At 35.5% G+C, this 21816-nt stretch carries 16 protein-coding genes; 10 read left to right on the top strand and 6 right to left on the bottom strand.

Going from position 1 to position 21816, the window contains the following annotated elements:
• The first annotated feature begins 79 nt into the window (after positions 1-79).
• The 3 genes from N4T20_RS04085 to N4T20_RS04075 all read left to right on the top strand — a co-directional run bounded on the left by N4T20_RS04085 (position 80) and on the right by N4T20_RS04075 (position 3184).
• Positions 80-841, top strand: coding sequence for an exodeoxyribonuclease III (locus N4T20_RS04085; RefSeq protein WP_260671830.1), 762 nt, complete (start codon positions 80-82; stop codon positions 839-841).
• 115 nt (positions 842-956) lie between these two features.
• Positions 957-1901, top strand: coding sequence for a flagellar motor protein MotB (locus N4T20_RS04080; RefSeq protein ID WP_260671829.1), 945 nt, complete (start codon positions 957-959; stop codon positions 1899-1901).
• 245 nt (positions 1902-2146) lie between these two features.
• The gene (locus N4T20_RS04075; protein ID WP_260671828.1) at positions 2147-3184 is read left to right on the top strand and encodes an aldo/keto reductase; all 1038 of its coding nucleotides are present in this window, start codon (positions 2147-2149) and stop codon (positions 3182-3184) included.
• A 246-nt stretch (positions 3185-3430) separates the two neighbouring features.
• Here N4T20_RS04075 and N4T20_RS04070 read toward each other — a convergent pair whose 3' ends face one another.
• From N4T20_RS04070 to panC, 5 genes are all read right to left on the bottom strand, one after another.
• Positions 3431-5395, bottom strand: coding sequence for a transglycosylase domain-containing protein (locus N4T20_RS04070; RefSeq protein WP_260671827.1), 1965 nt, complete (start codon positions 5393-5395; stop codon positions 3431-3433).
• A gap of 116 nt (positions 5396-5511) precedes the next feature.
• Positions 5512-6873 carry a DNA repair protein RadA gene (gene radA / locus N4T20_RS04065; RefSeq protein WP_095930311.1) on the bottom strand — a complete coding sequence of 454 codons (1362 nt, stop codon included), beginning with the start codon at positions 6871-6873 and terminating at the stop codon, positions 5512-5514.
• Positions 6873-8024: an alpha/beta hydrolase gene (locus N4T20_RS04060; protein ID WP_260671826.1), complete on the bottom strand. Its 1152-nt coding sequence runs from the start codon at positions 8022-8024 to the stop codon at positions 6873-6875. The genes radA and N4T20_RS04060 overlap by 1 nt, the downstream gene beginning before the upstream one ends.
• A gap of 204 nt (positions 8025-8228) precedes the next feature.
• Positions 8229-8579, bottom strand: a complete 351-nt coding sequence (panD, locus tag N4T20_RS04055; RefSeq protein ID WP_008465481.1) for an aspartate 1-decarboxylase — start codon at positions 8577-8579, stop codon at positions 8229-8231.
• A gap of 14 nt (positions 8580-8593) precedes the next feature.
• The gene (panC, locus tag N4T20_RS04050; RefSeq protein ID WP_260671825.1) at positions 8594-9442 is read right to left on the bottom strand and encodes a pantoate--beta-alanine ligase; all 849 of its coding nucleotides are present in this window, start codon (positions 9440-9442) and stop codon (positions 8594-8596) included.
• 106 nt (positions 9443-9548) lie between these two features.
• Here panC and N4T20_RS04045 point away from each other — a divergent pair, with 106 nt between their 5' ends.
• The 7 genes from N4T20_RS04045 to N4T20_RS04015 all read left to right on the top strand — a co-directional run bounded on the left by N4T20_RS04045 (position 9549) and on the right by N4T20_RS04015 (position 20769).
• Positions 9549-10355, top strand: coding sequence for a glycogen/starch synthase (locus tag N4T20_RS04045; RefSeq protein ID WP_260671824.1), 807 nt, complete (start codon positions 9549-9551; stop codon positions 10353-10355).
• Positions 10356-10376: 21 nt separating this feature from the next.
• Positions 10377-12041, top strand: coding sequence for a DUF4270 domain-containing protein (locus N4T20_RS04040; protein ID WP_260671823.1), 1665 nt, complete (start codon positions 10377-10379; stop codon positions 12039-12041).
• A 9-nt stretch (positions 12042-12050) separates the two neighbouring features.
• The gene (gene glmS / locus N4T20_RS04035; protein WP_260671822.1) at positions 12051-13901 is read left to right on the top strand and encodes a glutamine--fructose-6-phosphate transaminase (isomerizing); all 1851 of its coding nucleotides are present in this window, start codon (positions 12051-12053) and stop codon (positions 13899-13901) included.
• 311 nt (positions 13902-14212) lie between these two features.
• A complete protein-coding gene (locus tag N4T20_RS04030) occupies positions 14213-17041 on the top strand; it encodes a TonB-dependent receptor (RefSeq protein WP_260671821.1) in 2829 nt (942 codons plus the stop codon).
• 84 nt (positions 17042-17125) lie between these two features.
• Positions 17126-18652 (top strand): SGNH/GDSL hydrolase family protein, encoded by a 1527-nt coding sequence (locus N4T20_RS04025; RefSeq protein ID WP_260671820.1) that lies wholly within the window; start codon positions 17126-17128, stop codon positions 18650-18652.
• Positions 18653-18893: 241 nt separating this feature from the next.
• Positions 18894-20405, top strand: a complete 1512-nt coding sequence (gene atpD / locus N4T20_RS04020) for a F0F1 ATP synthase subunit beta (protein ID WP_008465465.1) — start codon at positions 18894-18896, stop codon at positions 20403-20405.
• Positions 20406-20487: 82 nt separating this feature from the next.
• Positions 20488-20769, top strand: coding sequence for a FoF1 ATP synthase subunit delta/epsilon (locus N4T20_RS04015; RefSeq protein WP_129747880.1), 282 nt, complete (start codon positions 20488-20490; stop codon positions 20767-20769).
• Between the two features lie 75 nt (positions 20770-20844).
• Here the strand turns inward: N4T20_RS04015 and N4T20_RS04010 are convergent, their stop codons facing one another.
• Entirely contained in the window at positions 20845-21651 is an 807-nt protein-coding gene (locus N4T20_RS04010; RefSeq protein WP_260671819.1) for a DUF3667 domain-containing protein, read from the bottom strand.
• Positions 21652-21816: the final 165 nt, after the last annotated feature.

Raw genomic sequence — 21816 nt, 5'->3', positions numbered from 1 at the left:
CAAAAAAGTCTACTTTTCGCTGTTTCCAAGACAAACTTTGCACTTTTTTATTACATTTGGAATCCTAAAAAAATCACTGATGAAAATAATTTCTTATAATGTAAACGGAATTAGAGCGGCAATAAACAAAGGGTTTATCGAGTGGCTGCAACAAGCAAATCCTGATGTAATATGCCTTCAGGAAATAAAAGCGACACAAGATCAAATTCCAGTTGATGATATTACGGCAGCCGGCTATCCGTTTCAATATTACTATCCTGCAACCAAAAAAGGGTACAGTGGAGTAGCGATTCTTTCTAAAACGAAACCGAATAATATTGTTTACGGAACAGGAATTCACCATATGGATTTTGAAGGCAGAAATCTTCGTGCCGATTTTGATGATGTTTCTGTAATGAGTCTGTATCTTCCATCTGGTACAAACATTGAAAGACTGGATCATAAATTCATGTTTATGGATGATTTTCAGAATTACATTAACGAATTGAAACTTACGATTCCAAATCTAATTATCTGCGGAGATTATAATATTTGTCACGAAGCGATAGACATTCATGATCCGGTTCGCAATAAAACCGTTTCTGGTTTTCTTCCGGCAGAACGCGCTTGGCTAGATGCATTTATGAAGTCTGGGTTTATTGATAGTTTCCGTCATTTCAACAAAGAACCGCACCATTATTCTTGGTGGAGTTACCGCGCAGGAGCAAGAGGAAATAATAAAGGCTGGCGTATCGATTACAATTTGGTGAGCAATGTGTTAGAAAGCAGACTAAAAAGAGCTGTTATACTTCCAGACGCTATGCATTCAGATCATTGTCCTATTTTAGTCGAGATCGATTAATTTTTGGTATTGTTCTTGCTGAAAAGTTTTAGTTTCAAAATTGATATTGCCATTGGCAGTGCATTTTAAAAACTTAAAAATTATTAAATGCCTAAAATAAAAACCAATTAAAGAGATGATTAAAAAAGCCTCCATTGGATTATTAGCACTAGCTTTATCCACGACGTCATGTGTTTCTAAGAAAATTTACAATGATTTAGAAACCAAATATTCAGATTTAAAGAAAGAGAACCGTTCTATTGCTGATGAAAATGAAAATTTGAAGAAAGCGAAGAATCAGCTGGAAATCGATCGTGATAAACTGACAAAAGATTTAGCAAATGCTAATGATGATTTGGCAAAACAAAAAGCAGATTTAGCAGCGGCTCAAAATAAATACAAGGTTTTACAAGATTCTTATAATGCATTGGAGAAAAACAGTAATGATGCATTGGAGAAAAACTTGGCTAAAAATCGTGAATTGCTGGCGCAATTGGAAGCAAAAGGTAAAGCTCTTGCAGAGGAGCAGGCTCGTCTAGACAAAACGGCAAACCGTTTGAAAGAACTTGAAGATATGATTGCGGCCAAAGAAGAAGCAATGCGCAAATTGAAAGAAACTTTGTCTAAGGCTTTGACTGGTTTTGAAGGCAAAGGTTTGACAGTAGAACATAAAAACGGAAAAGTATATGTTTCTATGGAAAATAAATTGCTTTTCAATTCAGGAAGCTGGGCTGTAGGGGCAGAAGGAAGAAAAGCAGTTGTGGAACTTGGAAAAGTCCTAGGCGATAATCCAGATCTCTCTGTTTTGATTGAAGGGCATACAGACGATGATCCGTATGCGGGTTCTGGACCAATTGCAAACAACTGGGATTTATCGACTAAAAGAGCAACTGCAATCGTAGCTATTTTAAGCGAAAACCCAAAAATCAATAAACAAAAATTAACCGCAGCGGGACGCAGTGAGTTTTCTCCTCTGGCGAGCAATGCAACTCCAGAAGGAAAAGCTAAAAACCGTAGAATCGAAATTATCTTGACACCAAGATTAGATGAAATCGCGGAGATGCTTAATAGTATAAATTAAGGTTCAAAGTCGCAAAGATACAAAGGCTCAAAGATTTTATTTTTGAGCCTTTTTTTTTCTGCAAGGTTTATAAAACCTTGTAGGTATAAATATTTCATCTCAATATAAAAAAACAAACCTACAAGATTTTAGAAACCTTGTAGGAGAACCAAAAAATCTTGTACTTTTTTTAACCTTTGACAAATTTAAATTTGAAAAATCCCTTTGTACCTTTGTGACTTTGCAACTTTGAACCTATAAAAAAAATGAAATACACTACATTACCTAACACCGATATAAAAGTTAGTAAAATATGCCTCGGGACAATGACTTTCGGGCAGCAAAACACAGAAGCAGAAGGACACGAACAAATGGATTACGCCCTAGAAAGAGGAGTTAATTTTTTTGATACTGCCGAAATGTATTCCGTTCCAGCGAGTGAAGCGACTTACGGAAGCACTGAAAAAATTATCGGGACTTGGTTTAAGAAATCAGGAAACAGAGATAAAGTGGTTTTGGCTTCTAAAATCGCAGGTCCAAATCCGAATTTTGGTTATATGCGCGAAAAACTGGATTTTTCTCCAGCAAGCATTAAATATGCTGTTGAAAACAGTTTAAAAAGGCTTCAAACAGATTATATCGATTTGTATCAAATGCATTGGCCAGAAAGAAAAACCAATAATTTCGGCCAGCGCGCTTTTCATGGACATGATGATGTTTGGGAAGATAATTTCAGAGAAATTCTTGAAACATTCGACGGACTAATCAAAGAAGGCAAAATCAAACACATTGGGGTTTCAAATGAAAATGCTTGGGGAATGATGCGTCTTTTGGAAGAAAGCAAATACAATAATCTGCCAAGAATCAAAACCGTTCAAAATCCGTATTCTTTATTGAATCGTTTGTTTGAAGTGAATTCTGCAGAAGTTTCAAAATATGAAAATGTTGGATTGTTGGGATATTCGCCATTAGCCTTTGGAGTTTTAACGGGCAAATTCTTAACTGGAGAAAGTCATCCGAAAGCGAGAATTAATCTTTTTCCGCAATATAAACGTTACAGCAGTGAACAATGTACGCAAGCGACAAAATTGTATCAGGAAATCGCTAAAAAACACGGTTTAACGCTAACGCAGTTGGCAATGGGATTTGTGTTGCAGCAGCCATTCTTGACAAGTGCCATTATCGGCGCTACAACTATGGAGCAGTTAAAAGAAAATATCGATACGATTGATGTTAGGCTTTCGAAACAGATCTTGGCAGAAATTGATGCGGTTCAGGCTATAATTCCAGATCCTGCGCCTTAAGTTTCTTATTATTAAGACGCTAAGTTTTTTTTGCCACGAAGGCGCTAAGGCACAAAGTTTTTTATCAATAGCCCCTAGCTTTAGCTAGGGGAATAAAATTGACAAAGAAAAGGGCTTTAGCCAAACTAGTAAAGTTTGGCTAAAGCTCTTTTATATTTACGCATATATTCAATCCAGCTAAAGCTGGACGCTATTGAGATTAAAAAACAAAAACTTCGTGCCTTAGCGCCTTCGTAGCAAAACACTTTATAAATCAAATTCATCATCAACAGCCAGAGAATCTGTTTTGATCGCTGTTGAATCTGGGACTTTAATTTTGATTAGCGAACGTGCATTTCCAGAAATGTAAACCGGCAATAAGCCAATTGTATCCTCAGGAACCAAAAGCCCTCTTCTAAACATCAGATTCTTTAAGAATTTTTGGTTTTTAATGGCGTAATCTTTCAAATTGCCTTCATCATTAAACTGATACATGAATTTTCTCGGCTTCGGAATAATGGTTGCTAAGTACAAGCATTCGTCTACATTTAAAGCCGAAGGACTTTTTTGGAAATAGAAGTGGCTTGCTTCTCCGATTCCGTAAACATTTGGTCCCCATTCGATAATGTTGAAATACACTTCCAGCATTCTTTCCTTGCTTACAATTCGGTTGTTTTCTAAAATGTAAACCAATAATATTTCTTCGAGCTTTCGCGAAAGCGTTTTTTCACGAGTTAAAAAGACATTTTTAATCAGCTGCATACTAATTGTACTAGCCCCGCGCGAGAATTTTTTGGTTCTGATATTTTTTAGAATCGATTGTTTGAAAGCTTCATTAATGAATCCGCGGTGTGAGAAGAAAGATGGATCTTCAGTCGTTAAAACGCATTTTCTCAAATAAGGAGAAATCTGATCTAAAGGAGTGTAATTCGGATTTGCATTTCCAACTAAAATAGGTCTTTGCAATACGTTTTGAATAATCGCACGATAAACAAACTCGCCATTTAGCTTATTCAGATCGGCTTCGCCGTATTTGGTGATTCGTAAATCTTCTTTGTTCAGTTTGCTGTCAAAAACAAGAGTGTTTGGCTTGTTTTTATTGAATTTGAAATCCAGTTTGTAATCAAAATTTCCAGTGGCCTGCATTCCTTGAAAATGTGTAAATAATCCGTCTGGAAGCGAAACGATAAAATCCTGCGCTTTCATTTTCGGAATGTTTACTTTCAAAGTATAAACAGTATCTTTTTCAGTATCATAAGAAACGTATGGACGAACTTTGATCTTATTCAATTGCATTGTCGAACTGCTGTCAATAGAGATAAAGCTATCGCCCAATAAAAATCGGTAATCAAAACGTGCATTTTTTATGACCACATCTTTGCTGGCAATTTTTGGGTGATTGATTTTAAGGTTGGCAATTGAAGTGTAGCCGTCAATATGAAGTTCGCTGCCGCTTTTGTCAATATTTTCAAGATTTAATCGAATAGAATCAAAACTGGCTTTAAGGTTATAGCGTTCATCGAGATAAGGCACTCGAATTGCGCCTGTGTCTAGATTGAAAAATCGAATATCGGCTTTTTTATTTCTTGGGTCGGCAAATCCTTTAATGTTCCAGCGCTGGTCAAAATCTTTTGCTCGAACGTGAAGATTTGTCTCTAATTGTTTATTGCTCAAAACCAGTTTGTCTACATCAATAGTGGTTTGTTTTCCGTTGTCATCGATTTTGAATTTGAAATTTTTCAAATCCATATCGGTTGGAACCAAATTCAATACTTTAGAAATAATTCTGTAGGCAAACGAAGCATATTTGCGTTTTTCATTAGATTCTGTTTCTTCTCGATCTCTTTTTAGAAAAGCGTCAAAATTTCGTTTTTTGCCTTTTTTGACTAATTGGATGTAGCCATTATCAATTTTTAAAGTGCCAACCTGAACATCTCCAATAAGCAGATTGCTTAAACTGATGCTGGTTTCTACGTTTTTTACTTTTACGAGCGTGTCAGCGTTTATAGGAGCCAAAACAACATCTGTCAATTTTATGGTCGATAAGCCATCAAACGAAGCCGATTCTACAGAAAAGTTGCTGTTGTATTGCACCGCCATTTTATGGGTTACTTTTGCAATGGCTTGTTTTAAGAGCGAATCGCGAAAGTAGTAAAGCGCGATGCAAAGCAATACTAGTATTATTCCGAGTATTTTTAATGCTTTATATATTTTTTGTTTTGGAATATTCATAGTGTTTGGTTTTTTGCCGCGAATTAAACTAATTTCTCGAATTAAGCTTCGGGCGAATAAAATTCAATAAAAAATAAAAATCGTGCAAATTTGCGTAATTCGTGGCTAATATGAAATCAGCCAAAAAGTATGCTTGCAACATCTTCAATTTTTGCGACAAGTTCAATTTTGATTCCTGTATTTTTTAAAGCAATTTTGTTGTATTTGGAAACAAAGATGGTATCAAAACCTAATTTTTCAGCTTCCTGAATGCGCTGGTCAACGCGATTTACAGGACGAATTTCGCCAGAAAGCCCCACTTCGCCCGCAAAACAGAAACCTTTTCCAACCGGAATATCTTCGTTCGAAGATAAAATTGCGGCAACAACGGCCAAGTCAATAGCAGGATCATCAACAGAAATTCCTCCCGTTACATTTAGGAAGACGTCTTTTGCGCCAAGTCTAAATCCGGCTCTTTTTTCTAAAACAGCCAAAATCATATTTAGCCTTTTGGCGTTGTAACCTGTTGTGCTTCGTTGAGGAGTTCCGTAAACAGCTGTGCTTACAAGAGATTGTATTTCGATCATCAAAGGGCGCATACCCTCTAGCGTTGTGGCAATTGCTGTTCCCGAAAGTTCTTCGTCTTTGTGCGAAATCAGAATTTCTGAAGGATTGCTGACTTCTCTCAAGCCGCTCCCGAGCATTTCATAAATTCCAAGTTCTGATGTAGAACCAAAACGGTTTTTAAGCGAACGCAAAATTCGATAAATATGATTTCTATCGCCTTCAAACTGAAGAACGGTATCAACCATATGTTCTAGAATTTTTGGTCCAGCGATATTTCCGTCTTTGGTAATATGTCCAATCAAGATTACAGGAATGTTGCTTTCTTTGGCAAATTTGATCAATTCTGCGGTTGTTTCGCGAATCTGAGAAATACTTCCCGCAGTAGATTCGATATAATCGGTGTGTAAAGTCTGAATCGAGTCAATAATGACCACTTCAGGCTGAATGGTTTCAATCTGTTTGAAAATGTTCTGCGTTTTGGTTTCGGTAAGAATATAACAGTTGTCACTGTTCGGTGTAATTCTTTCTGCACGCATTTTTATCTGTTTCTGACTTTCTTCTCCAGAAACATATAATGTTTTGTAAGGTAACTTTAATGAAACTTGAAGTAAAAGTGTGCTTTTTCCGATGCCGGGTTCGCCTCCCAAAAGTGTCAATGATCCTGGAACGAGTCCGCCCCCTAAAACACGATTCAATTCGCTGTCGGTAGTATCCATTCGGACTTCTTGGGTAGAATCAATTTCGTTAATTTTTAAAGGCTTTGGAGCTTTGCTTGTTGGAGTAGGCTCGCTTTTCCAAGCTACTTTATCCTGTTTTTGGATAATTTCTTCGGCAATCGTATTCCATTCTTTGCAGGCGTTGCATTGCCCTTGCCATTTGGCATATTGGGTTCCGCAGTTTTGGCAGAAAAAGGAAGTTTTAACTTTTGACATTATTTACTTTTTTTAGCAAGTGTATTCATTTCGTCAATTTTCTCATACATCAAGTCCTTGTTCAAATCTCCAATTGGCTCCATTTGCGAAGCATTCTGGTATTTTTTTGAAGCGTGTTTAGGATCACCCATTTTTTCGTACATCAAGCCCAATTCATATTCGCCTAACATGGCTTTTGGATAATTTACATTTCCAATTTCGGCCATTTTTCCTAGCTCATCGTAGGCGTTTCTTTTTAGAATAAGATTTTCCATTACTTTAAAATCGCTCATTCTAACAGGAATTTGAACCCCTAAAACTTCAGACATTGTAGCGTATTTTTTTTCTAAATATTCAGCATAACCTGTTTGAAGAACTGCAATCTTGTCGTTGTATTCGGCAGAATTTATAGGTCTGTATACTTCAAAAATTTGATACAATGCACTTGGTATAGAATGCAGAACTTCTGTATAATGTGTTGCTCCTTTGAATACATCGTATTTATAATTCACTAACGGATTATTTGCAATTTTAATATTGCTGTTCAATTTATCTATAGGTTCTTTAATTTTCTTAATATCTCCTTCTCCCGCAGAAAGGTAATAGAAAATTGGGCTTTTTATTTTAGCAAACTTCTCCGCAATACGCACTTCCATCTTAGGCGCAAGTTCTGGACTCAAACAGATGTAGGCATTAAAAAGCGGAATTTCTTTATACAAATAAAAATTGGCAAAACTTGCTGTTACATCATGACCTGCAATAAGTCTGAAAGGTGAAGTGCGATATTTTTTTTCGATATAAGGAATTAATTCTGCTCCGATAAATTCAAAAAATTTGGCCCCTTTTTCAAAAGGAAGACCTTCATTTTGATCTATTGTGGTGTCATCATAGCGTTCTTCATCTTTATTTTGATGAATTCCGATGATGATCATTTCTGGAATGTCATCCCAATAAGTTCCATAGCTTACAGCTCCAGAAAACGGATCGAATAAATAATCTCCATCCAATAAATAAAGAACTGGATATTTTTTGTCTTTGTTGGCTTCGTAAGAAGCTGGAAGTCCGATCGTAATTCTACGCTCTTCTCCCAATTTTTCCGATTTAATGTTATCGAACGTTTTTTGGGCAAACGACGAGAACGAAATCAAAAGTAGTAGGTAAACTTTTTTCATGATTGGTGGCATTTCAGTAAATTAAAAAAGTATTGAAAATAGTGTAGCAATATACTATTTTATTTGCTTCTTTGCTAAGTAGGGTAAAAATTGAAGCAGAGCATTTTAGAGTCAAAACCATTTTGGGTTAAGACAAAAGAAAGGCGCTTTGTGCAAAAATAACTTTTGACAAAGACAGTAAATTCTTAAAAAGAAAGAATTGATTTAAGTTAGTGAATTATCGTTTTCATTAGGGAAAATAATCCACGGTTTGAAGGTTTTAGCTTCTTCAAAATCTAAGGTTGCGTAAGAAATAATAATGATGATGTCATCTTTCTGAACTTTTCTTGCTGCAGGGCCGTTTAAAGTGATTTCGCCTGAATTTTTTTCACCTTTAATAGCGTAAGTTTCAAAACGTTCGCCATTATTAATGTTAACAATAGATACCTTTTCGCCTTCAATAATGTTTGAAGCCTCTAGTAGAGTTTCATCAATAGTAATGCTGCCAATATAATTTAAATCAGCTCCCGTTACTTTAACGCGATGAATTTTTGATTTTATAACTTGAATTTGCATGCTGCAAAGTTAGATTAATTAAATGAAATGGTGTCTATCAGTCTTATAGAATTAACAAATACCGCTATAAATGCGCGATATTTTTTATCATTCTCTTTCTGATCGATAGATAAAAGTGTAGATTCGTCAGCAATAACAAAATACTCGAGTTCAAACTCCTTGTTGTCTTTGAAAGAATTTTCTACAAATTCGATTGTTTCTTGCGGACTGTGGTTTTGAAAAATCTCTTTTGCCTCCGTTAAAGTTTTAAAAATAATCGAAGCATCTTTTCTTTCTTGAGAAGTCAAACGTTCATTGCGAGAACTCATGGCAAGCTGATTTTCTTCTCTAAAAATAGGACAGCCAACGATGTTTACCGGCAATTCTGTTTTTTCGACTAATTTTTTAACGATTTGAAGCTGCTGGAAATCTTTTTCTCCAAAATAAGCGTTTGTTGGCGTCACGATTTCAAATAATCGCTTAACAATCGTTCCGACGCCGTTAAAATGACCAGGTCTGAATTTTCCTTCCATCTGGTTTTCTAGTCCATCAAAATCAAAAGTCTGCGAAACGGTATTTCCTTCATAAATATCATCGACAGAAGGTGCATATAAAATGATTTTATCACTTAATGTACGCATTTTCTTAACATCTTCTTCTAGTGTCCTAGGATATTTTGCTAAATCTTCTGGGTTATTAAATTGTGTTGGATTGACAAAAATGCTCACTACGGTGTCATCGTTTTCTTTTAGCGAACGTTGCATTAAAGCCAAATGGCCTTGGTGTAAAGCGCCCATTGTAGGTACAAATCCGATGGTTGAATTTGAGGTTTTGATAGTTTTAAGATAGGCTATCAACGCTGCTTTACTGTAGAAAATATGCATTGAGGTATTATTAAAATTTATGCAAACATAATATATTAGTTATAAACTGCATAAAATTTTGTAATTTTGCGACGTTTTTATTACCAAAATTAAGTAAAATACTATTATGAAAGATAAGAGGATATTATATGTATCATCTGAAGTCGTGCCATATTTGGCTGAAAATGAGGTTTCTTTAATGTCTTATGACGTTCCGAAAATGATTAATGACCAAGGCGGCCAGATAAGAATTTTCATGCCTAGATATGGGAATATCAATGAGAGAAGACACCAATTGCATGAAGTGATTAGACTTTCAGGGATGAATTTGGTAGTGAATGACTTAGATATGCCGTTGATTATTAAAGTAGCATCGATTCCGAAAGAAAGAATCCAGGTTTATTTTATTGATAATGATGAATATTTCAAACGTAAAGCTACTTTTACAGATGAAGAAGGTGCTTTATATCCAGATAATGACGAGAGAGCCATTTTCTTTGCAAAAGGTGTTGTAGAGACCGTTAAAAAATTAAACTGGGTTCCAGATATCATACATGTTCACGGCTGGCTTGCAGCAATGCTTCCAATTTATATGAAGCATTTTTATAAACATGAAGCATTGTTTTCTGAAACTAAAATTATCACTTCTGTTTACGGACAGTCGTTTGATGAAAATTTAGATTTAGAAATGATCAATAAAGTTAAATTTGATGGCGTTCCTCATGAAGCTGTATCAGATTTAGAAACTCCAAATTACGAGAATGTTTTAAAAGCTAGCATTTTACATTCTGATGGTGTAATTATTGCATCAGAAAATGTTTCTCCAAGTTTAACAAAATTTATAGAATCTTCAGGAAAACCTTTTTTACCTTTCGCCGGGAAAGATGGATTTGCAGATGCGTATACAAATTTCTACAGAACATTTGGACTTTAAATTTTAATTTTATTATTAGACATGTATAAAACTTCTTTTTTTAAGAAATCTCTTTTGGCTTTAATGGCTGTTTTTCTATATTCTTGTGACAAAGATTTTAATGCAATTGGTGATGGTTTGGTTGGTGATGATCACTTTGGACTTGAATCTGAAAAATACGATGTTCTAGCTTTTAATCAAGAAGTTACTCCTATTCAGTCAAATAATATGACACCAAATGCGCTTGGTATTTTTAATAATCCGCTTTTTGGAACTACAACGGCAAACTTTGTGACTCAGCTAGGGCTTACGTCATATAGTCCTACAATTGGTGAGGCTCCAGTTGTTGATAGTGTAAAAGTTGAAATTCCTTATTATAGCCATATAACCGCTACTGACAAAGAAGGGAATAATACGTACGAGCTTGATTCTATTTATGGTGATAAAAACGGGAAACTTAAACTAAGCGTTTACGAGTCTGGCATCCAGATGAGATATAGTTATTTTAGTGGTGGTAACCAGTTGCCTCAGTTGTATTATACAGATCAAAATACTGATTTTTTCAACAATAAAGTGGGAAATCGCTTGAATGATGAAAAAGCGGCAGATGGAACTTTTAAAGATGATCAATTCTTTTTTGATGCAAAGGAAGTGGTTATAAAAACTACAGATCCTACTACAAAAGTGGTGACAACAGAAAGAAAAAAACCTCAAATGACGCTGCATCTTAAAAAAGAATTTTTTCAGGATAAAATTTTAAATGCTGCTGCTTCAAAACTTTCTTCAGAAGATGTTTTTCAGGAATATTTTAGGGGGCTGTATTTTAATGTTGAAAAATCAGGGTCTAGCCCAAGCAATATGGCGCTGATAAATTTTAATGAGGGTAAAATTACAGTTTATTATACCGCTAAAACTGCCTCTACTGCAGATGATCCGGAGAATAGGGAAGTGAAACAAATAGTGTTGCCATTAAAAGGTCTTTCTGCAACAACATCAAACACGGCCAATTTCCTTCAAGATGTAAGAAATCCTGATTATGAAAGTGCTATAACCACAAATGTGAATAAAACAGAAGGAGACGAAAAGCTTTATCTAAAAGGAGGGCAAGGATCTTTAGCTGTCGTAAGGCTTTTTAATCAGACGGATGTTTTGAGTTATGATTCTGCTGGTGTACCTGTTAGTGGAGCAAATGGCGTTCCGGACCAATTGGATGAAATTAGAAAGAATGTCGTGCTTAAGAATTGGAAAGTTAACGAAGCAAATTTAGTGTTCTATATTGATGCTGATAAAATGGTTGGCACTGAAGAGCCAAATAGAATCTTTTTATACGATTTGACAAATAACGCCGTTTTATTAGATTATTCTACAGATGCTTCTTCAACTTATGGAGGATTGATTACTGTGGGGTCTGATAAAAGAGGAAAGAGTTATAAAGTTAGAATCACAGGCCATATTCGTAATCTGATTAAGGATGCGACGGCTAAAAATGTTGATTTAGGACTGGTTGTTTCTCAGAGTGCAACAACGCTTACATTTAATGCGTTGAAGAACAAGATTCAAATTAAAGATAATCCAATTGAATATTTTTCTGCAGCACCAAGAACATCAGTTATGAATCCTTTGGGGACAATCTTATTTGGAGGAAAAGCTTCTGTTCCAGAAGATAAAAGATTGAAACTGGAGGTGTACTACACGAAACCAAATTAATAAATATATATGTGTGGAATTGTTGGATATATCGGTCATCGAGAGGCTTATCCTATTGTAATAAAAGGATTAAAGCGTCTTGAGTACAGAGGATATGATAGTGCCGGCGTTATGTTGTATGACGATGAGTCGGGCATTAAAGTTTGCAAAACAAAAGGTAAGGTTTCTGATCTTGAAGCTAAAGCCAATGAAGGTTTTACGACAAACGGAAATATTGGAATTGGACACACGCGTTGGGCAACTCATGGGGTTCCTAATGATGTGAACTCACACCCTCATCTTTCTAATTCTGGAGATTTGGCAATTATCCATAACGGAATTATAGAGAATTATGCGCCTTTAAAAGAGGAGCTTATCAAAAGAGGCTATACTTTTAAATCGGATACAGATACTGAAGTTTTAGTTAATTTAATAGAAGAAGTTCAAAAGAAAGAAAATATTAAGTTAGGTAAAGCTGTTCAGATTGCATTGAATCAAGTTGTTGGGGCGTATGCTATTGCTGTTTTTGATAAAAAAAATCCAAACGAACTTGTAGCAGCTAGATTAGGAAGTCCGTTGGCAATTGGAGTTGGAGAAGGAGAGTATTTTGTTGCTTCTGATGCTTCGCCATTTATTGAATATACTTCTAATGCAGTTTATTTGGAAGATGGCGAAATGGCAAATATCAGACTGCATAAGCCAATTAAAATTAGAAAAATTCAGGATGACTCTTTAGTAGATCCTTATATTCAGGAACTTCAAATGAACTTGGAGCAGATTGAAAAAGGCGGGTATGATCATTTCATGCTTAAAGAAATCTACGAACAGCCAAGTGTAATTAAAGATACGTACAGAGGAAGGCTTCATGCAAATGAAGGCATTGTTCAGATGGCTGGAGTTGAAGACAACCTAGAGAAATTCTTAAATGCAAAAAGAATCCTGATTGTTGCGTGCGGAACATCATGGCACGCAGGTTTAGTGGCAGAATATATCTTCGAGGAATTTACACGTATCCCGGTAGAAGTAGAATATGCTTCTGAGTTTAGGTACAGAAATCCAATTATCAATAAAGATGACGTGGTTATTGCGATTTCACAATCTGGTGAAACTGCAGATACTATGGCGGCTATTAAATTGGCCAAAGAAAACGGAGCGTTTGTATTTGGAGTTTGTAATGTTGTTGGTTCTTCTATTTCTAGAGAAAGTCATGCAGGTGCTTATACACACGCAGGGCCAGAGATCGGGGTGGCTTCTACAAAAGCATTTACTACTCAGATCACTGTTTTAACAATGATTGCTTTGAAATTAGGAAAGGCTAAAGGAACATTATCAAATACAGATTTCCATACGTATCTTCAAGAATTGGAAATTATTCCAGATAAAGTTTCAGAAGCATTAGAAACTAATGATAAGGCAAAAGAAATTGCTGCTGCATTTAAAGATTCGCCAAACTGTCTTTATTTGGGTAGAGGATACAATTTCCCTGTTGCTTTAGAAGGAGCATTGAAATTAAAAGAAATTTCATACATTCATGCAGAAGGTTACCCAGCTGCAGAAATGAAACACGGTCCGATTGCTTTAATTGATGAATTTATGCCAGTTATTGTTATTGCTCCAAAACAAGGGCATTACGATAAAATTGTAAGTAATATTCAGGAAATTAAATCAAGAAGCGGTAAAATTATTGCTGTAGTTACCAAAGGAGATACTCAAGTTCGCGAATTGGCAGATTATGTAATCGAGATTCCAGAAACTTCTGATGCATTATCGCCATTGGTTACAACAATTCCTTTACAATTGCTTTCGTATTACATTGCAGTTATGAGAGGATGTAATGTTGACCAACCTCGTAACTTAGCGAAGTCGGTTACAGTAGAATAGATTCTATTTTAAAATATTAAATATGTTAAATAAGCGAGATTTAGGTCTCGCTTTTTTTTATTGTCAAATTTTTTTTTGAGCATATGTATTTTTATGAATTTTTCAATTTTTTGATAAAAAATTATATGTATGCATAGTAAATTGATTTTTCTTCAGGTTTTATTTGTTTTTATTTTAATAAATTGAATTGATGAATAGTTAAAATATTGTCTAAAAGAGTGATGAATATTAATTTTATTTAACGTTTTTTTATGCATATTAAAATATTTATGTATTTTGGCTATATATACTAACAAAAAAACTAACCCAAAATGAGAGTCTACTTGCTAATTATGTTGTTATTCAGCGGAATATCCTTTGCGCAGAATACAATTACAGGTTCGGTTACAGATAGTAACAAACAATCTATTCCAGGTGCTAATGTTGTTGTTGTAGGAGAAAATACCGGTGCTTCTACAGATTTTGACGGATCGTTTAAATTGACTACCAATACTAAATTGCCTTTTTCTGTAAAGGTTACTGCGGTAGGATTTGAATCTAAAACGGTAAACGTAACAGCGGCAAATCAAAAAGTAAATGTGATTTTAAAAGGTGAAGAAACTAAACTAGATGAAATTGTTGTTTCAGCATCAAGAACGCCAGAGAGAGTTCTAGAATCTCCAGTGACTATTGAACGAATGGGAGTTCAAGAAATCAAAAAAACGGCATCTCCTTCTTTTTATGATGGTTTGGAAAATATGAAAGAGGTTCAGATGAATACGAGTAGTATGTCGTTTAAGTCAATCAATACTAGAGGATTTGCTACGGTTGCCAATACTCGTTTTATGCAGTTGGTGGACGGAATGGATAATGCGTCTCCGTTATTGAACTTTGTTTTAGGAAACATGATTGGGGTGTCAGAGATAGATGTTCAAAGTGTCGAATTGCTTCCAGGAGCATCGTCTGCATTGTATGGAGCTAATGCTTTTAATGGAATTTTATTTATGACAAGTAAAAGTCCGTTTACAAATCAAGGCGTTTCTACTTATTTTAAATATGGAGCAACTTCGCAAGAAGCTGCGGGTACAAATAGTTTTTATGATTTTGGTATTCGATTCGCTCATGCATTTAATAAATATTTTGCTGCCAAAGCAAACTTTACTTATATGCAGGCTACAGATTGGTATGCTACAAATTATGATGATAAAACAAGAGCAGGTATTGACAGGACAAATCCTAGTTATGATGGAATAAATGTTTATGGAGATGAGGCTGCAACAAATATTAAAGGTGTAGGTCAGAAATTAGAAGCAATGGGATTGATTCCAGCAGGAGCCTCAAACCTTTTGCCAAACTCTATGGTTAGTAGAACTGGGTATAATGAAATTGATTTAACAGATAATAAAGCAGCAAATAAAAAAATCGACTTCTCTTTGCATGGAAGACCTTTTGGAGACGAAAGATTGGAAATTATCTGGCAGAGTAAATTTGGTACAGGAAACGCTGTTTATCAAGGAGCAAATAGATATTATTTAAATGACTTTTTTATGCAGCAGCATAAATTAGAGTTTAAGGGGAAAAACTTTTTCTTAAGAGGCTATATGACTGGTGAAGATGGAGGCCACTCTTATGATATGATTTTTACGGGTATCAACGTAAATAGAAAATGGAAAGACGACAATACTTGGTTTGGCCAATACGCAGGAGCATTTATTCAAGGAACGTTAGCGGGTATGACGCCAGCACAGGCTCATGCAGCTGCGAGATCTACTGCTGATACAGGCCGTTTTTTACCTGGTACGCCAGAGTTTAAAAATGCATTTAATGCGGTTATAAGTGATCCAGATGTTTTGACAGGATCAAGATTGGTTGATAATTCTAAAATGTATCACTCAGATGCAAATTATAACTTCAGAGATATTATAAAATTTGCTGAAATTCAAGTGGGAGGTTCTTTTAGAGCGTATGAGTTAAATTCTCACGGAAGAATCTATACAGACGCTAACAGTCAGATCAATTATAATGAATATGGCGCTTATGCACAATTGATGAAGAAATTTTTAGACGACAGATTGAAGTTTACAGGATCTCTTCGTTATGATAAATCTAAAAACTTCGATGGTAATTATTCTCCTCGTTTGTCTCTTGTGTATTCTGCAGGAGAGAAAAGAAATCATAATTTCAGAGGATCTTTCCAAACAGGTTTTAGAAATCCTACAACTCAGGATCAATATATAGGGTTTAATATTGGAAATGCTGTATTGCTTGGTTCTGCTCCAGATAACTTAGTAAGATTTAATGAGACATTTAATCTTAGCGCAGAAGGGCAGTCATACACAGGAAGTCCGACAAAAGTTATGAATGGGAACGATGCTTACGGGAACTCTTACATAGCTAGTTCAGTATCTGCGTTTTCTGCAATGGCGGGAACTGATCCGGTTGCAGCGGCAGCACTGTTAAAAAAATCTAGAGCTAATTATGTTAAGCCAGAAGAAGTGAAGGCTTTTGAGTTAGGGTATCGTTCTGTTTTTGAAGGTACATCAATAGATATTAATGGATACTATAATATTTACAACAACTTTATTGGTAATTTAAATGTAATTTCTCCTTTCTACGGAACTGCTCAGGATAATCCTAATATTGCTGCAGGAACTGGCGATCCAGGTGTTCAGTCAATTAGAGCGCTTCAAAACGGAGAATATAGAACGTATCAATTGTATACAAATTCAGATGTAGAAATACATTCGTTAGGATTTGGAGTTGGACTTTCTAGAAAAATTATTGCTGACTTCGAATTAGGGTTGAATTATAACTATGCCCAGTTTGATTTTGATCAAGAAAAAGACCCAAGTTTTGAGGCTGGATTTAATACGCCAAAACATAGAATTAAAATGTCGATTGGAAATGATAAGCTGTTTAAGAATTTTGGATTTAATGTTAGCGGAAGATGGAACAGCGAATATCTATGGCAAGCTGGTTTTGCTGATGGTATGATTAAATCTGCTACAGTAATTGATGCTCAGGTTAATTACGGAATCCCAAAATTGAAATCGGTTGTAAAATTGGGAGCGGCTAATATCGGCGGTAAAGAATATTATCAGGTAATTGGAGCCGGATTAATCGGACAGCAGTATTTTGCTTCTTGGACTATTAATCCATAATTGATTGTTAACTCTAAGTCAAATTCATTATTTATGTTTCTAAATGCCAAGTTTAGAAGCGGATAATTATAAAAAATATAAATTATGATAAAAAATTTCAAGTGGCTTTTATTGGTTTCGTTAACCTTTATGGCTTGTAATAGTGATGATGATGTGGCTCCGGTAGTAGAGTCATCTGATGGTAAGCCTTTAACTGCTGGAAGTGCTGACTTTTCTAAATATGTTGCTTTAGGAGATTCTTTTGCGGCGGGATTTAGCGATAATGCTTTGTTTATTAAAGGACAGGAAGGCGCTTATCCGAATATTTTAGCGCAGCAATTTGCATTAGTTGGCGGGGGTGACTTTAAAACGCCTTTGGCTAACGATAATATAGGAGGATTGCTGTTGGGAGGAAATGTTATTGCTGGACCGCGTTTGTATTTTAATGGTGCGCCTGTTCCGGTTGAAGGAGTGCCTACAACAGAAGTTACGGCACATTTGTCTGGGTCTTTTAATAATTTAGGAGTGCCAGGAGCAAAAAGTTTTCATTTGCTGGCGCCTGGCTATGGTAACGCAGCAGGTGTTGCAACGGGAACAGCAAATCCTTATTTTGCACGCTTTGCGTCTAGCGCTACAACTACAGTTTTAGCAGATGCTTTAAGTCAGAACCCAACTTTCTTCTCTTTGTGGATTGGAGGAAATGACGAATTAGGCTATGCAACTGCAGGTGGAGATCCGGCAGTAAATCCATTAACGCCTCCTGCAAATTTTGAAGCGGCATACAAAGGTTTGATTGCGCAGCTTGTTACGGGCGGAAGAAAAGGAGTGATAGCAAATTTGCCAAATATTACAACGCTTCCTCATTTTCATGTGATAACTTATAATCAGCTTACTCAGGCAAATTTAACGGTTGGAGGTGTTAGCATGGTTAGTACTTTAAATGCTCAGCTGTATGGTCCTTTGCATAATGCATTAGCTTTTTTGGGACAAGGAGATAGAATTAAATTGTTGTCTGCAACAGGAAACAATCCGTTATTAATTGTAGATGAAACGCTGCCAGACTTATCTGCAAATTTAAAAGCCGTATTAATGGGTGGCGGATTAGATGTTAACACCGCTACAGCAATGGGGATGGTTTTTGGAAGAGCAAGACAGGCGCTTCCTACTGATTTGATTGTTTTAGGAGCTTCTTCAAGAATTGGAAAAGTGCCAACAGTACCAGCTGATGGTGTCGCTTCGCCTTCGCCTTCTCTGTCTCAATTAGGGATTACCTTTCCATTGCCAGACAGATATGTTTTACTGCCATCTGAAGTGGCAGAGATTGAAGTGGCTACTACAGCATACAATGCTGTGATTAAAGCGGCGGCTGAAGCAAATGGCTTGGCAATGGTGGATGCTAAATCGATTATGGATGATTTGAATAAACCAAGTGGAATATCAATGAATAACTTTACATTGAAAGCGACATTTGTTACAGGCGGAATGTTCTCTTTAGATGGAGTCCATCCTTCTCCAAGAGGATATGCTTTTATTGCCAATAAATTTATTCAAGCTATAAATGCTAGGTATGGTTCAAATTTAAAAGGAGTGGATATTGGTAATTATCCAGTTTTATTTCCAGCGAAATTATAATCAAAGCTATTTCCAGTTTTCAAAAAAAAACCGCTCATTTTTAAGAATGTTGCGGTTTTTTTCTTTTACTAAAAAAAATGCCGTTTTTGTTGTTTTTTGGACAAGTTTTATGAATCAAACAAAATCATGCTATTTTTTATGAAAAAAAAATTGATTTTATATTTTAAAAAATTATCTTTGCGCTCTGAAAAAAGAGGTATTTTCGATAAACCTAAATAGCTATTTAATAAATACATAAGTAATGTCAAAAGTAATAGGAAAAGTTGCTCAAATCATTGGACCAGTAGTAGACGTAGTTTTCAACGGTAAAGATGTTGAACTTCCAAAAATTTATGATTCACTAGAAGTCACTAAAAAAGACGGGACTATCTTAGTTCTAGAAGTACAATCTCATATTGGTGAAAACACTGTTCGTACAATCTCTATGGACTCTACAGACGGTTTGTCTAGAGGATATGAGGTAGTTGGAACTGGAAGTCCAATCCAAATGCCAATCGGTCCAGACGTATATGGAAGATTATTTAATGTTGTTGGAGATGCAATTGATGGTTTAGGTGATTTGCCAAAATCTGGAGAGAACGGTTTACCAATCCACAGACCAGCACCAAAATTTGAAGATTTATCAACTTCATCTGAAGTTTTATTTACAGGTATCAAAGTAATCGATTTGATCGAGCCTTACGCAAAAGGAGGTAAAATTGGATTGTTCGGTGGTGCTGGAGTAGGTAAAACTGTATTGATTCAGGAGTTGATCAACAATATCGCAAAAGGTCACGGTGGACTTTCAGTATTCGCAGGAGTAGGTGAAAGAACACGTGAAGGAAATGACTTGCTTCGTGAGATGTTAGAGTCAGGAATTATTAAATACGGTGAAGATTTCATGCACTCTATGGAAAATGGAGGATGGGATTTATCTAAAGTAGATATGCCAGGAATGAGAGAGTCTAAAGCTACTTTCGTTTTCGGACAAATGAATGAGCCACCTGGAGCTCGTGCACGTGTAGCACTTTCAGGATTATCTATCGCTGAGTATTTCCGTGATGGAGCAGGATCTGACCAAGGAAAAGATGTATTATTCTTCGTTGATAACATCTTCCGTTTTACACAAGCAGGTTCTGAGGTATCGGCACTTTTAGGTCGTATGCCATCTGCAGTAGGTTACCAACCAACTTTGGCAACAGAGATGGGTGCTATGCAAGAGCGTATTACATCTACAAACAAAGGATCTATTACATCTGTACAAGCGGTTTACGTACCTGCGGATGACTTAACTGACCCTGCGCCAGCTACAACTTTCGCGCACTTAGATGCAACAACTGTATTGTCTCGTAAAATTGCTGAGTTAGGTATCTATCCTGCGGTTGACCCGTTAGATTCTACTTCAAGAATTTTAACTCCACACATCTTAGGAGATGAGCACTACAACTGTGCACAAAGAGTAAAAGAAATTCTTCAAAAATACAAACAATTACAAGATATCATCGCGATCCTTGGTATGGAGGAGTTATCTGAAGAAGATAAACTTGCAGTAGCAAGAGCACGTCGTGTACAACGTTTCTTGTCTCAGCCATTCCACGTAGCAGAGCAATTTACAGGTATCCCAGGTGTATTAGTTGATATTAAAGATACTATCAAAGGATTTAACATGATCATCGATGGTGAGTTAGATCACCTTCCAGAAGCAGCTTTCAACTTGAAAGGTTCTATTCAAGATGCAATCGAAGCTGGAGAGAAAATGTTAGCTGAAGCTTAATATAAATTATGAATTATGGGTTATAAATTATGAGTTTCTGCTCACTTATAACTCATAACTGATAACTCATAACTCAAAAAAAATGATTTTAGAAATAGTATCACCAGAAGCGAAATTATTTTCAGGAGAGGTAACATCAGTTAGCTTACCGGGAGTTAATGGAAGCTTTCAGATTTTAAATCATCACGCCCCAATTGTTTCTATTTTAGAAGAAGGAACAATTAAAATTGCAGCTCCAAGCTTCAGTTTTTCTAAAGAGGCTGCTGATAAGTTTACGAGAGTTAACGACCAAACTTATACTTTAGAGATTAAGTCAGGAACAATCGAAATGAAAAACAATAAGATAATTGTATTAGTTGACTAAAACAATTTCAAAATAAGCCAAAAAAGCCAGACAGTATTGTCTGGCTTTTTTGTTTTTTAGATTGACGATTTCCCATTATTTTATGATTCCCCAGAAACCACTCGAAACATAAGCATTTACTGTAGATGCTGAGATAATTATCCAAGAGATAATTCCGAAAGCACTTACGGAAAAAGCTTTTAATAACTGAAGTTTGGTGCTTTTATTTATAAACTTGTAATAAAAGAGCGTAAAATAAAAGAGTTGAAACAGTAGAAAAAACAAAGCCTGATAATTGGTCGACAGATGGAATGATAATGAAATCGGCAAGATTAATAGCGCATTGACTAAAATGCAAAAACCAAGCATATACATGCCCGCAACAAGATGTTCTGTATAATTGTAGTTCTCTTTTTTGTAAAACAGCCAAAAAAAGAATGCTGTGAGAGGCAAAGCCATCATTGCCATTAAATTGGAATATTTTCTCATGAAATGAGTCATTTTTTCTTTTCTCTCATAAAGATGCGCGATTTTTTCTTTTTGAATAGGGTCAGAAATAGCACTAAGTTCTTGATTTTCTTTTTGAATGTCAATTGGAGGTGTTTCTTTGGGTATATTGGAAATGAAAACAAAGACAGCAGCAATTAACAAGAAAAAATTAAGAGGAGGAAAGTATTTTTTTCTTTTGCCATTGATGTATTCCTTAGCAACAACTCCACTTTTTAAAGTCAAACTTTTGATGAGTTGAAAAATGCCTTTGTCAGCATGTGTAAAATAATGAATTGCTTCATGAAAAATCTCGTGCGGACTTATGCGATGCAGATTAACTTTTTGACTGCACTCAGGACAATAATTAAAATTTGGGTAATTGTGTGTTTCACAATTTTTACAAATGATCTCCATTTTTTTTCTTTTTTAATGCAATATACAAATTAGTGAGAATCAGTTTATAATTTAAAAATTAGAGATATTAATGTTTTAATTAACAATACTATTCATGCTAAGGTGAGATAATCCAGAAGAATTTTAAAATAACCTGAAAGGCATACAGTGTTGTCTGCCTTTTTT

It is taken from the genome of Flavobacterium sp. TR2, assembly GCF_025252405.1.
GTDB lineage: Bacteria > Bacteroidota > Bacteroidia > Flavobacteriales > Flavobacteriaceae > Flavobacterium.
This window is presented reverse-complemented; position numbering and strand designations above follow the sequence as displayed.

Excerpts from the sequence above, each read along its gene's own strand:
- N4T20_RS04040 (WP_260671823.1), top strand. The coding sequence starts at position 10,377 with ATGTATAAAACTTCTTTTTTTAAGAAATCTCTTTTGGCTTTAATGGCT.
- panC (WP_260671825.1), bottom strand. The coding sequence starts at position 9,442 with ATGCATATTTTCTACAGTAAAGCAGCGTTGATAGCCTATCTTAAAACT.
- panD (WP_008465481.1), bottom strand. The coding sequence starts at position 8,579 with ATGCAAATTCAAGTTATAAAATCAAAAATTCATCGCGTTAAAGTAACG.
- radA (WP_095930311.1), bottom strand. The coding sequence starts at position 6,873 with ATGTCAAAAGTTAAAACTTCCTTTTTCTGCCAAAACTGCGGAACCCAA.
- atpD (WP_008465465.1), top strand. The coding sequence starts at position 18,894 with ATGTCAAAAGTAATAGGAAAAGTTGCTCAAATCATTGGACCAGTAGTA.
- N4T20_RS04075 (WP_260671828.1), top strand. The coding sequence starts at position 2,147 with ATGAAATACACTACATTACCTAACACCGATATAAAAGTTAGTAAAATA.
- N4T20_RS04030 (WP_260671821.1), top strand. The coding sequence starts at position 14,213 with ATGAGAGTCTACTTGCTAATTATGTTGTTATTCAGCGGAATATCCTTT.
- N4T20_RS04070 (WP_260671827.1), bottom strand. The coding sequence starts at position 5,395 with ATGAATATTCCAAAACAAAAAATATATAAAGCATTAAAAATACTCGGA.
- N4T20_RS04015 (WP_129747880.1), top strand. The coding sequence starts at position 20,488 with ATGATTTTAGAAATAGTATCACCAGAAGCGAAATTATTTTCAGGAGAG.
- N4T20_RS04025 (WP_260671820.1), top strand. The coding sequence starts at position 17,126 with ATGATAAAAAATTTCAAGTGGCTTTTATTGGTTTCGTTAACCTTTATG.
- N4T20_RS04045 (WP_260671824.1), top strand. The coding sequence starts at position 9,549 with ATGAAAGATAAGAGGATATTATATGTATCATCTGAAGTCGTGCCATAT.
- N4T20_RS04085 (WP_260671830.1), top strand. The coding sequence starts at position 80 with ATGAAAATAATTTCTTATAATGTAAACGGAATTAGAGCGGCAATAAAC.
- N4T20_RS04010 (WP_260671819.1), bottom strand. The coding sequence starts at position 21,651 with ATGGAGATCATTTGTAAAAATTGTGAAACACACAATTACCCAAATTTT.
- N4T20_RS04060 (WP_260671826.1), bottom strand. The coding sequence starts at position 8,024 with ATGAAAAAAGTTTACCTACTACTTTTGATTTCGTTCTCGTCGTTTGCC.
- N4T20_RS04080 (WP_260671829.1), top strand. The coding sequence starts at position 957 with ATGATTAAAAAAGCCTCCATTGGATTATTAGCACTAGCTTTATCCACG.
- glmS (WP_260671822.1), top strand. The coding sequence starts at position 12,051 with ATGTGTGGAATTGTTGGATATATCGGTCATCGAGAGGCTTATCCTATT.